We start from the raw sequence: 13,737 nt of genomic DNA, 5'->3' as shown, positions 1-13,737 counted from the left end.
CTATACCTGGAGCATCGAAAAGGATGCTCCCATGAGGCTAAGGCAATAAAGGAAAACTAGGGGAATGAACAATTGAAAGGGATAAATCCCGCTGAATCCGCCAAAAGTGGGCGGAAGGAGGAAATGAAGGGGATAAATCCCTTTCAATTCACCAAAAGTGGGCGGGAGGAGGAAATGAAAGGGATAAATCCCTTTGAATCCGCCGAAAGTGGGCGGAAGGAGAAAATGAAGGGGATAAATCCCACTGATTATCCAGATGCGCGCCAAGTGAGCAAATGAAGAGCACAAGTGCTCCTGAATTTCAGAAAAGTTGGCTAAACGAGCAAATGAAGAGCACGAGTGCTCCTGAATTTCAGAAAAATTGGCTAAACGAGCAAATGAAGAGCACAAGTGCCCCTGAGTCCCGGGAAAGTTGGCTAAACGAGCAAATGAAGAGCACAAGTGCCCCTGAATCCCGGGAAAGTTGCCTAAACGAGCAAATGAGGAGCAGAGTACCTACGCTTCCGCCGCAAGCGCGGGCCAACTCCGCAGTCTAATGTGATTGGTGCCGCAGAAACGCAACACTCAGCTAAGCAGACCGGTTTATACTCTGTCTTCTCCGCCACCGGCCATCCTTACAACACTCACCACACAAAAAAAGGCTAGGCCCTCCTTTTTCAAGGAGAGCCTAGCCTTTCTACTTATGTTCGTGTGTTCGCGCACACCCGCCCACAACTCAGGCGGTGTACTTCTCCAGTGTAGCTCTTACTGCGCCCGGACCAGCCAGCATCTCGGTGAACATGCCCTCGATCGTCCCGCCCAGTCCGGCGGTGTACAGGTCTACGCCGAAGATGGCCTGATCCTCCAGCACTGCGCGCACGCCAGCGGCCGTAGCAGCATCTGCGCCCAGAGCAACGCCTTTAAGCCGCGCTTGCAGCGATTCCAGCAGCGGGTCGGGGCTCAGCGTGAAGGCAGCGCCTTCATCGTTCACGCCGAGCAGATACCGGCACCATGCTGCAATCGCCAGCGGGATGGCCGTTAACTGCGCCGGGTCAAGCTCCTCACGGCGGATATACGACTTGATCGTCTCGCCGAAGCGGATGCCGACCTTCTGCGAGGTATCCGTAGCAATCCGCTGCGGAGTGTCAGGGATGAACGGGTTGGCGAACCGTTCCTGCAGCACCTCGTCCAGGAATTGCTTCGGACTCAGGATGCCCGGATCGACAACCACCGGCAGGCCTTCCTTGTAGCCGATAGTCTCGACCAGCTTCCGCAGCGTGGCATCCTGCATCTCGTCGGCGATGAGTGTGTAACCGAGTAGACAGCCGGTGACTGCCAGCGCTGTATGCAGCGGGTTGAGGCAGGTGGTTACCTTCATGGTCTCCACCTTGTTGACTGTATCGCGGTCTGTGAAGATCACACTGGCTGCTTCAAGCGCCGGGCGTCCGTTCGTGAACTTATCCTCAATGACCAGATACTCGCTGATCTCCGCGTTAACGAAGGGAGCGGTGTACGTGTTCTTGGAGGTGACGATCACATCCATGCCGCCGATCCCCTGCGCAAGCAATGCTGCCTGGACGGATTCAGACGGGCGCGGCGTGATTTTGTCAATCATGGACAGCGGGAAGGTGATCTTCTGCTCATCCTCAAGGTAGGCTACGAACCCTTCTTCTACAAGACCCTTGGCAGCCCATTCCTTGGCGATCGTAACCATGCCGTTCTTCAGCTTGTCACCGTTATGCGAGCAGTTGTCCATGCTGACGAAGGTCATCGGGAACTGGCCCTTCAGGTAACGCTTGTAGGCGAAGGAAGCCACGATGCTCATGGCATGAACCGGACGCTCCGGCCCGCCGGCGATGTCCTTCTCCACGATGCCCAGATACTGTCCGTCCGGTCCCGTGAGGGAGTAGCCCTTCTCCGTAATCGTAAAGCTCGCCATTTGCAGGCTGGGATTCTCAAAAATCTCAGTCAGGCGGCTGTAATCCGCTTCCCGCGTCTTATCTGCAGTGATGCCTTCGACGATGCTGCTGACGATCCGCTTCTGGAAGTCACCCGCCGCATTCATCAGCACCAATAGAGTCAGATTGTCATAAGGCTTGTAGACCTTGTCAATCATCTCGAAGTCAAAGGTCTCGGCGGCGATAATGCCAGTATCGGCCTTGCCGCTGTCCAGCAGCTTCTGGTGCGCATTCGCCACGAAGCCTCTGAAAATATTCCCCGCCCCGAAGTGAACCCACTCTGGCTTCTCCAGCGTATTCGCCGCAACTGCCTCGTAATCAAACTGCGGCAGCTCTACCCCTGCGGCTTCCCAAGCTGCCCGATCAGCAATGCTGCTTCTGTTCAGACTCAGCATTTATTTTGCCCCCTTAACATTCTCCAGGCTGTCCCATACGCCGAGCAGGTACATGATGCCCATCGCTCTGTCGTAGAGGCCATACCCAGGACGGCAGTTCTTTTCTTCACCCCAGAGATGTCTGCCATGGTCCGGACGCACATAACCGGTGAAGCCGCTCTCATGATACGCCTTAACAACCTCCGCAACATCTACACTGCCATCGCGTCCGCGGTGGGATACTTCAATGAAGTCTCCATTATCGAACACCTTCACATTACGGATATGGGCAAAATAAATCCGGTCATGGAACTCGCGGATCATCGCCGGCAGATCATTCTCCGGGTTCGTGCCGAGCGAGCCGGTGCAGAAGGTCAGGCCATTATACGGGCTGTCCACCATGTCCAGGAAGCGGCGGATGGAGTCGCGGCTGCGGATAATGCGAGGCAGTCCGAAGATCGGCCAGGCCGGATCGTCCGGATGAATCGCCATTTTGATATCCACTTCTTCACACACCGGAATGATGCGCTCCAGGAAATACTTCAGGTTGTCGAACAGCTTATCCTCAGTAACGTCAGCATAGGACGCGAATAGCTCATCCAGCTTGGCCAGACGCTCCGGCTCCCAGCCGGGCATCGTGAATTGTCCGGCACCCTTCAGGATGCGGTCCACCATCTCGCGCGGATTATCGGTAATGGCAGCCTTTTCATAAAAGAGAGCGTTCGAACCGTCCGGCAGCTCCTTGTACAGCTCGGTACGGGTCCAGTCGAATACTGGCATGAAGTTATAGCAGATGACCTTGACGCCAACCTTGGCGAGCTTGCGGATCGTATCGATATAGATGTCAATATATTTGTCGCGGGACGGCAGTCCGATCTTAATATCATCATGAACGTTGACGCTTTCAACAACTGCTGTGCTGAAGCCCTTGGCTGTGATCTGATCGGCAACCTTCTGGATGTCTTCCATCTCCCAGACCTCACCGGCCACCTTGTGGTGCAGCGACCAGACGATGCCCATAACGCCCGGGATTTGACGGATGTGGTCAAGAGTGATGTTGTCGTTGCCCTCGCCGTACCATCTCCAAGTCATATTCATTGTCATTTCCTCCTTAGTAGATAAGCATAAATACAAATGTTAACCATCCGAAGCCTTGTGACAATTGACCTTACAGAAACATCGGTTCATATGCGATAATCTTGTATACAAGATTCGATTCGTAATGATCATAGAATATGCGTTCATCTTTGTCAATGAAATTCATATCCCTTTTCTATATAATGGGGGAAGAAGAATCCCGAACAGAAAGTTGGTCTATTCCATGACTTCCAAAAAAGAAATAATGGCCTACCTCAAGCAGGAGATTCTCTCCCTTGAGCTGAAGCCGGGGGCGATGATCAGTGAGACGGCTCTATCCGAGCGCTTCCAGCTGTCGAGAACGCCGATCCGTGATGTGCTGAAGCAATTGTCCCTGGAGCAATACGTCGATATCTATCCCAAAAAAGGCAACCTCGTATCGTACATAGATCTGGAGTCGGTGGAGCAGATCATCTATCTGCGCAATGTGCTGGAGAAGGAGATTATGAAGTCGCTGGCCGGGAATATCCCGCTAAAAGGGCTGCATGAGCTGAGGGATAACCTCGCACAGCAGCAGAAGTGTATCGAGCAGGCGGAGGGGGCGGAGGTGTTCCTGCAGCTCGATGACCAGTTCCACCGCACGATGTTCGGCCTGGCCGGGCGTGAGTTCCTGTGGGGTGTACTCCAGCAGTTCAATGTGCACTACATCCGCTACCGCAAGCTGCATATGCTGAAGGACGAGAAGCTGGCGGCAATTCAGCAGGAGCATCAGCAGCTTCTGGATTATATCGTGCAGGGCGACACCGCGGGGATCGACGAACTGCTGCATCATCATCTGCGGGCAGATATCGACTCCAAGAACCTCCAGGAGCATTTCGCCACGTATATCAAAAAATAGGGCAAGCCTTCATCAAGCCCCGCCCGTGATAGCGCAAAAAGCCCGCCCTCATCATTCATGAGGGCAGGCTTTTACTAAATATAAGGCTGTTCGGGCTTCGAGCTCTGCCTAGCTCCTGCCCTCGCGGTATTCCCGCGGCGACTTGCCGCTCCAGCGCTTGAACTGTCTGCTGAAATGGGCGATATCGCGGTAGCCGAGCAGGCCGGATATCTGGCTGACCGTAAGGCTGTGGTCATCCAGCAGCACCTTGGCTTCATGCAGCATCTGTTCAGACAGGTAGACGCGGGGGGAGAGGCCGAAGACCTGGCGGAAGACCCTGTAGCAGTGCGAGGGGCTGATCCCCAGCTCAGCGGCGATGTCGTCAACGCCATAATGGCTGTCATAAGGCACCTCCTGCTTGAACTGCTGATAGACCAGGCTCTGGAGGCGGCTGCGGATCTGGTGGGCCAGCTCGATTCGCTCATAAGTGCCCGGGGAGGAATTGTCAGCCTCCAGGGAGAAGACCTCCCAGAGCTGGGCGAACAGCTCGAAGACGGCGGACTGCAGCCTCATGCGCTGGGAGATCGTGATGCTGCCGGAGCCGGAGGTGGAAATCTCCACCAGTCTGCTGAGGAGCGGTCCTAATCTGTGGGCAACATTGCTCTCTGAGGTGAATAATACATGATTCAGCCGGCTGAGAAGTGAGATGAACAGCTTGTCATCGATATCGAAATGGATGCAGAAATAGGTGAAGGGCCCGCCGTTTCCGCTGCGGCTGGAATGGATATCGCCCGGCCTCAAGAGGACCAGATCCCCGGCGCGCTGGAGGTAGCTGTGGTTGTTGACCGTGAGCTGCTGCTCCCCTTCAAGCACATAATTGAATTCATATTGGGGATGGGCGTGCTGCGGATAATCCCATTCCCCGCTCACCTTACGCAGATGCATGCCGAACAGGTTGAGCGTGGTTTTCACATCCGGGATGATAGTTTCACTAAGGCTTTGCCCCGGGACCGGCGGTTCAAAAGCTGCAACCAATAGGATCGCCCCCTGATACTTTGCGTTCTCGTGATAGGTATGTATAGGCTGTACACATGTTCTTAGTATACAGGATTCTGCTTGATTTGGGTAAATATTAGCGTGATTTGACAATGTTCCGGGGCTGCGGCTGCGTGGTAGGATGAACCTGAATGAAATCTAGTATACAAGATGTATGCAGAGGAGATATGGACATGAGACAACAATCCGGAAATGAGTATGCTGCACAATATGACAGCGGATACAATGCGTGGTTAAGCTATCCTAAGCTTCAACAAGGCTCCCTATATAAGCAATATGCGAAATGGTGCGGAGCAGTATCCGTTACGGAAGGCGGGGAGACCATCCAGGCTGCACTTCAGGAATGGACAAGAGGCATTGCCTCGCTATTGGAGCTTGAGGCTGTCTCCAAGCCGCAGCCGGAAGAATTCGGTGTGGCCTTCGGCACCTTCGCGGGTGATCATCCGCTGATCCAGGGCTTGTTCGAGGACAAGACGGTCCAAGCTGTGGGAGCAGAAGGATTCGCCATTCGTACCAGCCAGTCCCGTAAATGCATTGCTGTAGGGGCTTCCACCCAGGCAGGTGTGTTATACGGCGTCTTCCATCTTCTACGCCTGATTGCCAGCGGCAAGGACATTGAGAATCTGGATGAAGTAGTGAATCCTGTGAATTCGCTGCGGATGATTAATCACTGGGATAATTTCGACGGAAGTGTGGAGCGCGGCTATTCCGGCAGATCCTTCCTGTATGAGAATAACCAGTTCACGAAGGATATGGACCGGATTACAGACTATGCGCGGCTGATGTCTACCGCCGGCATTAACGCAATAGCGATCAACAATGTTAACGTTCATGCACTTGAGACGCTGTTTATCTCTACCTATCTGCCGGATGTGGCGGGAATCGCCGATATCTTCCGTATCTATGGCATCCGCCTGTACCTGTGCGTGAACTTCGCCGGACCTATGCATGAAGGGGAAGTCGGCAGTGCAGACCCGCTGGATGAAGGTGTACGGGAATGGTGGAAGTCGAGAGCGGCCGACATCTATGCAGCTATCCCTGATTTCGGCGGCTTCGTGGTCAAGGCTGATTCGGAGAATCGTCCCGGCCCGTTCACTTACGGGCGGAACCATGCAGACGGGGCCAACATGCTGGCGGAAGCCCTGGAGCCTTATGGCGGCATCGTGATCTGGCGCTGCTTTGTATACAACTGCAAGCAGGACTGGCGTGACCGCAAGACGGACCGGGCCAGAGCGGCTTATGACCATTTCAAGCCGCTGGACGGCCAGTTCCATGATAACGTCATTCTGCAGATCAAGAACGGCCCGATGGATTTCCAGGTCAGAGAGCCGGTATCTCCGCTCTTCGGCGCACTGGAACGGACTAACCATGTGATCGAATTCCAGATCGCCCAGGAATATACCGGACAGCAGCGCCATGTCTGCTATCTCGTTCCGCAGTGGAAAGAGATTATGGAGTTCGACACACAGGCTAAGGGCGGAACAGCGCCGGTGAAGCGGATCGTTGACGGATCGCTGTGGGGCAACCGCCTTAGCGGCATTGCGGCGGTATCCAATGTGGGTAATGACCGGAACTGGACGGGCCATCTGCTATCCCAGGCGAATCTCTACGGCTTCGGCCGGCTGGCCTGGAATCCTGAGCTGAGCGCGGAGGAGATTGCGGCCGAGTGGATCGCTTTGACGTTCGGCACAGACACAGCGGTGGCCGGGGTAATCAGCCGGATCCTGCTGGATTCATGGGAGATCTATGAGTCTTATACATCGCCGCTTGGCGTAGGCTGGATGATCAATCCCGAGCATCACTACGGCCCGAATGTGGACGGCTATGAATATTCGATGTGGGGTACCTACCACTATGCCGATCATCAGGGCATCGGGGTAGACCGTACCGTGAATACCGGTACCGGCTACAGCGCGCAGTACATGGGCAGCAACGCCGTGCGTTATGATTCACTGGAGGAATGCCCGGATGAGCTGCTGCTGTTCTTCCATCATGTACCGTACACTCATGTGCTGCATTCCGGCAAAACCGTGATCCAGCATATCTACGATACGCATTTCGAAGGTGCAGAGCGTGCCGAAGGGCTGCTGGACGCCTGGGGCGGACTGAAGGGGAGCATCGCAGACGGCCTGTACACTCAGGTGGAGGAACGCCTTAAGGGGCAGGCGGCTCATGCCAAGGAATGGCGTGACCAGATTAATACGTATTTCTACCGCAAGAGCGGAATTGCAGATGCATTAGGCCGGACCATCTACTAAGGGAGCATCTGCGTACCGGACGGCCCTGTCCTGTCTTTTGACAGGCTGTGCCGGGAACTCATTTGAGTAACACCGAGGAGGATAAGATCTCATGGCACTGACTTTCAGTGATTTGATGGAGCACTTGAATGCAGGGGTACAGCTGCCCGTGAATACGGTGGATAAGCTTGCGCCGGACGCTGCGGCAACAGAAGTGCAGGGAATCGTGACTGCCTTCGCCGCTTCGCAATATGTAGTGGAGCAGGCTGTCCGGCTTGGCGCCAACCTGGTGATCACGCATGAAGGTGTATTTTATAGCCACCAAGGACACGGGAGTGCGCTGGAGCAGGATTCCGTCTACCGGCAGAAGTCTGCACTGATTACAAGCAGCGGGGTAGGTATCTACCGCTTCCATGACACGATACACCGTTATACGCTGGACGGAATCGTCGAAGGGCTGCTGCATGAGCTGGAATGGGAAGCGTATGTGGAGCGGCATCTGCCTGAGGTATCGATCCTCACCATCCCTGAGATGACCGTTTCGGAAGTGGCCGCCTATGTGAAGCAGAAGCTGAACATCCCTTATGTCCGTGCTGCCGGGAACCTCTCTGCTACATGCTCCAGGGTGGGGGTGCTGGTGGGTTTCCGGGGGAACGGCAGTACGGTCATCCCGATGTATGAGCAGGAGTCGCTTGATCTGGTCATCGCCGGTGAAGGCTTCGAATGGGAGGTGCCTGAGTATATCCGGGATGCGGTCAGACAGGGCAAGGACAGGGCACTCATCATGCTCGGCCATGCCGAGAGCGAAGCGCCGGGAATGAAGCTGCTGGCAGAGCGGCTGAGCCGGCAGTTCCCCGAGGTGCCGGTGCGCTTTATTCCGGAGCAGCCAGTGTTTCAAATTGTATAGATAGCGCAGCCTCTTTGAAGGTTGAAGACCCGGGGATAATGGCTTTCCCCTAAGGTCTTCTGCCGGCAAAGAGGTTTTGTTTGTCCAGCCGGATGGCATAGTATAGCGGACTTGTTTACAAATTGACGATCTGGTTCATATTGCGGATTGCCCCCTCGGGCACAACTATCATATAGTGGAATTCTATATGAGGTAAGGAGCGTAGAAGATGAAGTACAAGCACCTGAGGTTCAGCAGAAGTGTAGCCTTTAAATGGATCCTCTCCTATTCAGTAATCATGATTATCCCGCTTATTGTTAGCGCTATCATCTACTTGCAGACCAAACAGATTGTCGAATATGAGATTGAGCGTGCAGGCAACGCCATACTTAAGCAGATGCAGAATACTGTAGACAGCGAGATTAATCAAGCTGAGAAATTGGCGATGCAGTTATCGATTCATAGCGGTGTGAACAAATACTTATCCCTCACACCCGGCGCAGAGAGGGCCAGCTCCTTTCAGATCTATCAGATCCGGCAGGAGCTCAGCAAATACAAATCCGCCAATGATTTCATCGATGGGATCTATCTCTATTCAAGCAATCTGGACCGTGTGCTGACGGATGAGACGTATACGGACAGTGAAACCTTTTATGCAATGAACAATAAGATGATCGGATTGTCTTATCAGGAGTGGCTGTCACAGCTGAACGGTGAGACTGCAGGGCGGGAAGCCTCTCTTCCGTTTATTGAGTTTAAGCGCTGGGAGCAGAAGGTTGTGATGATGAAGCCCTTCGCCAGTGCCACTGCAAGCAATGGACAGAAGGGGATGTTGGTTCTTCCGCTGAACGGCAGTAAGATTCATAGCATGCTTAAGAACGTAGACTGGGTAAATAACGGTGATGTGTACATTACCGATGATCATAATCAGGTGTTATTTCGTAATAATGAGGCTTCTCCGCAGCAGCCAATGCCTGACGCTGAGGCTGGCGGTGAGACTGCGGGTACTTCTTTCCAGGATATTGCCGGCACGGAGAATATGGTCTCCTTCATTGATTCCGATAACACGAACTGGAAGTATATCAGCGTATTTCCTTCAAGCGTGTTCTGGGAAAAAGCGCGGCAAATCCGCAATTTGAACCTGCTTGGGCTGTTCATCAGCTTTTTGATCGGGGCGGTGGTTATCTCTTACTTTGCCCGCAAGAACTATAATCCTGTCCGTGAGCTGGTCCATATGTTCTCGCCCTCCGCCGATGAACAGACGCAGCGGGTGCTGGATGAATTCTCCTTCATTCGGGAGAGTGCGCTGGCTACCATCCGGGAGAGGGATGATGTGAACAGCCGACAGTTCAGGCAGCTCCGTGTGCTCCAGACCTATTACTTGTCGCAGCTGCTCAGAGGGCAGGCGGAGAACGGATTATCGCTGGAGGAAGTGGCCAGAGTGCATCATTTCCAGTGGGATTCCGGGGATTTTGCGGTGCTTCTATTCTATATTCAGTCCGGCGGGGAAGAGGGGCCTTCGCCAAGCCTGTCCAATTTCATCGTATCCAATATCATCATGGATTTCACCGGACCGAATCACGGCTTGAGCTTCACCGAGATGGATGGCATGCTGGCGGCAGTGATGAACATTAACACCGGGCGTTCCGGCAGATGGAAAGAGGATATTGAAGAAGCGCTCAGCCAAACCCTGGAGTTCATTCAGCGGAAATACGGCCTGCAGATCGCCATGGCCGGCAGTGAGCTGCTCTCGGGCATGGGAAGTTTGCATCAGGGGTATCTGCAGGCGCTGGAGGCTCAGGAATACCGGCTGGTGCTGGAAGAGGATACGACGGTCTGGTACGGGGATATTGAGCAGCAGCAGACGGATTATTACCTGACGATCAATGACGAGGTTGTTTTTATTAATCTGGTCAAAAGCGGTGACTTCGGGAAGGCATCAGCGATGGTGGAGGAGATTCTGGGCCGCTTCTTCGGCTCCCAGGTGTCTATTGAGCTTGTGAGATATGCCATGATTGATTTAAGCAGCTCTATTATGAAGGCAGTCCCCCAGGAGATGAAGCGCTCGAAGCTATGGGAAGAATGGCGTCCGATGAAAAGGCTTCTGGCCTGCTCAACGCGCGCAGATTTCCGTAACGAGCTGACCGAGCTGATCCAGCTGGCCTGCAGCCAAGCCTCGGAAAAGCTTGCTTCAAATTCTGGAATCGGAGACCAGGTATCTGCCTATGTGCAGGATCATTATGCGGATATCAACCTTAGCGTGTCTATGATTGGTGCCCATTTCGGGATCACGCCGCAGTATGTATCACGGTTGTTCAAAGAACAGAGCGGGCAGGGACTGCATGATTACATCAGTCAGGTTCGTACAGCCGAAGCCAAGAAACTGCTTCAGCAAGGCGTCACCATTGAGGAGATATCCTCCCGTGTAGGATTTTCCAGCAGCAGTGCGTTCATTCGGGTATTCAAAAAGTATGAAGGCATCACGCCGGGGCGGTTCAAAGCTCTGCAATAAACAAACAGAATATACAATTTCCTGACAGGAGGATAGAAGCAGGCCGGATCTATCCTTCTTTTGCGTTTTTGACAATGAATTACGCATTTTGAATATTGTTTGTATACAAGATTCAGCATACATTGTAGAGGCATTAAGTCGTCAACTACACAAATTACGGAGGTCATACTAGTGATCAAATTATCTGGAATGAAAAGGCTCCACAAACCGCTTGCCGTTTTGTTAGGTTTCACCATGCTGGCTGCCGGCTGCACTAGTTCCAAGAATGCAAATGATGAGAGTGTCCCTAACAACCCTGCGGGGAACGGCCCGGCTTCCAATGAAGCCGCAGCAGCTTTTGCTTATCCGATGAAAGGCGGAATAGAGCTGACCTATATGAATGAACAACTGGGAGGCACACCGGAGCGGCTGCCGGTCGATGACGAATATGAGAAACGTACAGGCATCGCCATCAAGCAGCTGGGCGGAACCCCCATGACCGATCAGAAATTCAGTCTGCTGCTGGCATCGGGCGATCTGCCGGATATCTTCCTCAATACCTGGCTGCAATACCCTGGCGGTCCCGATAAAGCCGTTGAGCAGGGGTATATTCTGAAGCTCAATGACCTCATGGATCAATACGCGCCGAACCTGAAGAGAACGCTTCAGGAAAATCCGGATATCGACAAAATGATTAAAACGGATGACGGCACTTATTACGCCTTCCCGTTCATCCGCTCGGAGGCCGGACGGGTCTACGGCGGGCCGATTATCCGCAAGGATTGGCTTGATGAACTGAAGCTCAGTGTCCCGGAGACGATTGACGAATGGCACACCGTACTGACTGCTTTTAAAGAGAAGAAAAAGGCGGCCTCCCCTGTAACCTTCCGCACGATGTTCCTGGGGGAACGGACCGGCGGATTCGCCGGAGCCTTCGGTGTGATGGGGAACTTCTACGTCAACGACGGCAAAGTAGTCTACGGCTATCTGGAGCCTGGCTATAAGGAATATCTGAAAACGATGAGCCAGTGGTACAAAGAAGGCCTGATCGATAAGGATTTCGCTTCGATTGATTCAGCTACAGTGGATAAGAAAATGACCTCTAATGTCAGCGGAGCAACAATCGGCTGGCAGTATTATATTGAGAAATATAATTCAGCCGTACAGGAAGCAGATCCGAAGGCCGACTTCGTAGCCGCTCCATACCCGGCTGCCGTCAAGGGCGGGCTTCCGGAGTTCGGACAGCTGGATAATGCCTATGCGGGGACAAGCTCGGCGGCGATCTCAGCGACAACCAAGAATATCGAGGCTGCTATGCGCTGGCTGGATTACGCTTTTACCGAAGAAGGCAAAATGCTGAATACCTATGGGGTTGAAGGCACTACCTACACGCTCAAAGACGGTAAGCCCGCGTATACCGATCTTGTGGTGCAGAACCCGGATGGCCTCGGCAGCGACCAGGTAATGGGCAAATATTCTCATGGCACCAACTTCCCGATGATTCAGCAGGACAATAATCTGCCGGCGAAGTATCCGGCTACGGCCGAATCCATCGGCATCTGGAAACGAACCAATCATGAGAGCCACCTGCTTCCTCCGGTCACACCGACTGCCGAAGAAGCAGATGAAATGAGCAGTATTATGAACGACATTAACGCTTTTGTGAAAGAGGCTGAGCTCAAGATCATCCTGGGCACTGATTCCGTAGACAATTACGATAAATATGTGCAGCAGATGAAGGACCTCGGTATCGAACGCGCACTGGAAATTCAACAAGCGGCGTATGAACGTTATCTGAACCGTTAATTTGGGCGGGCAGGGGCTGCAACACATACAACAGGTACCGGCAGCCCCGGCCTAAGACCATGAAGTTGCAGCAAAGGAGAGAGGAATATGCTTAAAACCAGACTGGGGAAAGACATCCTGCGTAATAAATGGCTGTATCTGATGGTGCTGCCAGTTATCCTATACTATGTATTGTTCCACTATGTTCCGCTCTACGGGACCATTATCGCCTTTAAGCAATTTGTCCCTTCCCAAGGGATCTGGGGCAGCGAATGGGTCGGATTCAAGCATTTTGAAGCTTTTTTCTCCAGTATCTACTTCATCCGCGTCATTAAGAACACTGTTCTGCTAAGCTTCTTCAATCTGCTGATCGGCTTCCCGGCACCCATTATTCTGGCCTTGCTGCTTAATGAATTGAAAAGCCCGCTTTTCCGCCGGATCACGCAAACGATTACGTATATGCCGCATTTTATAACACTCGTGGTGGTAGCAGGAATCGTGCGTTATTTCACTTTATCGGATGGTTTGATCAACGATGTTATTGCCTTTTTTGGCGGGGCCCGGATTTCGTTCCTGCAACAGCCTGAATTTTTCCGCCCCATTTATATCATCAGTGAGATCTGGCAGCAGATCGGCTGGGGCACAATCATCTATCTGGCAGCCATTACTGGCATTGACCAGCAGCAGTATGAGGCTGCCAAAATTGACGGAGCCACCAAGGTACAGCAGATCCGCCACGTTACCCTGCCCGGTATCCTGCCGACGATTATGATTATGCTGATTCTGGCACTCGGAAATATTATGAATGTCGGATTTGAGAAAATCATTCTGTTATACAGCGCCAGTATTTATGAGACGGCTGATGTCATATCCACTTTTGTATACCGGAAAGGGATTCTGGAATTCAGCTACAGCTACAGTGCAGCGGTAGGCCTGTTCAACTCCGTCATCAATTTCACCATTCTGCTGCTCGCCAACTCATTCAGTAAACGCGCAAGTAAGAACAGTCTCTGGTAA

General features: G+C 53.0%; 10 protein-coding genes. 7 read left to right on the top strand and 3 right to left on the bottom strand.

The annotated features are described in order from the left end of the window. Positions 1 to 72: 72 nt before the first annotated feature. Positions 73 to 279 carry a hypothetical protein gene (locus NYE24_RS09870; RefSeq protein WP_342478557.1) on the top strand — a complete coding sequence of 69 codons (207 nt, stop codon included), beginning with the start codon at positions 73 to 75 and terminating at the stop codon, positions 277 to 279. Positions 280 to 715: 436 nt separating this feature from the next. Here the strand turns inward: NYE24_RS09870 and NYE24_RS09865 are convergent, their stop codons facing one another. Both NYE24_RS09865 and uxuA read right to left on the bottom strand, forming a co-directional pair. Beyond that, positions 716 to 2,332: a mannitol dehydrogenase family protein gene (locus tag NYE24_RS09865; protein WP_342478556.1), complete on the bottom strand. Its 1,617-nt coding sequence runs from the start codon at positions 2,330 to 2,332 to the stop codon at positions 716 to 718. Further along, positions 2,333 to 3,409 carry a mannonate dehydratase gene (uxuA, locus tag NYE24_RS09860; protein ID WP_036698613.1) on the bottom strand — a complete coding sequence of 359 codons (1,077 nt, stop codon included), beginning with the start codon at positions 3,407 to 3,409 and terminating at the stop codon, positions 2,333 to 2,335. 223 nt (positions 3,410 to 3,632) lie between these two features. On the opposite strand from uxuA, the gene NYE24_RS09855 reads away from it, so the two are divergent. Beyond that, positions 3,633 to 4,286 (top strand): GntR family transcriptional regulator, encoded by a 654-nt coding sequence (locus tag NYE24_RS09855; protein ID WP_209984678.1) that lies wholly within the window; start codon positions 3,633 to 3,635, stop codon positions 4,284 to 4,286. Between the two features lie 108 nt (positions 4,287 to 4,394). Here the strand turns inward: NYE24_RS09855 and NYE24_RS09850 are convergent, their stop codons facing one another. Then, on the bottom strand, positions 4,395 to 5,300 hold the full coding sequence (locus NYE24_RS09850; protein ID WP_036698610.1) for an AraC family transcriptional regulator: 906 nt from the start codon (positions 5,298 to 5,300) through the stop codon (positions 4,395 to 4,397). A gap of 194 nt (positions 5,301 to 5,494) precedes the next feature. On the opposite strand from NYE24_RS09850, the gene NYE24_RS09845 reads away from it, so the two are divergent. From NYE24_RS09845 to NYE24_RS09825, 5 genes are all read left to right on the top strand, one after another. After that, complete coding sequence (locus tag NYE24_RS09845) at positions 5,495 to 7,579, top strand: alpha-glucuronidase family glycosyl hydrolase (protein WP_036698607.1); 2,085 nt, start codon at positions 5,495 to 5,497, stop codon at positions 7,577 to 7,579. A 91-nt stretch (positions 7,580 to 7,670) separates the two neighbouring features. Further along, entirely contained in the window at positions 7,671 to 8,465 is a 795-nt protein-coding gene (locus NYE24_RS09840; protein ID WP_342478555.1) for a Nif3-like dinuclear metal center hexameric protein, read from the top strand. Positions 8,466 to 8,673: 208 nt separating this feature from the next. Then, the gene (locus NYE24_RS09835) at positions 8,674 to 10,956 is read left to right on the top strand and encodes an AraC family transcriptional regulator (protein ID WP_342478554.1); all 2,283 of its coding nucleotides are present in this window, start codon (positions 8,674 to 8,676) and stop codon (positions 10,954 to 10,956) included. A 189-nt stretch (positions 10,957 to 11,145) separates the two neighbouring features. Beyond that, positions 11,146 to 12,741, top strand: coding sequence for an extracellular solute-binding protein (locus NYE24_RS09830; protein WP_342479221.1), 1,596 nt, complete (start codon positions 11,146 to 11,148; stop codon positions 12,739 to 12,741). A gap of 87 nt (positions 12,742 to 12,828) precedes the next feature. Further along, a complete protein-coding gene (locus NYE24_RS09825) occupies positions 12,829 to 13,737 on the top strand; it encodes an ABC transporter permease subunit (RefSeq protein WP_036698599.1) in 909 nt (302 codons plus the stop codon).

This window comes from Paenibacillus sp. FSL H7-0350 (assembly GCF_038593195.1).
Lineage (GTDB): Bacteria > Bacillota > Bacilli > Paenibacillales > Paenibacillaceae > Paenibacillus_AQ.
The sequence above is the reverse complement of the archived record's forward strand: the minus strand, read 5'-3'. Positions and strand labels throughout refer to the sequence as shown.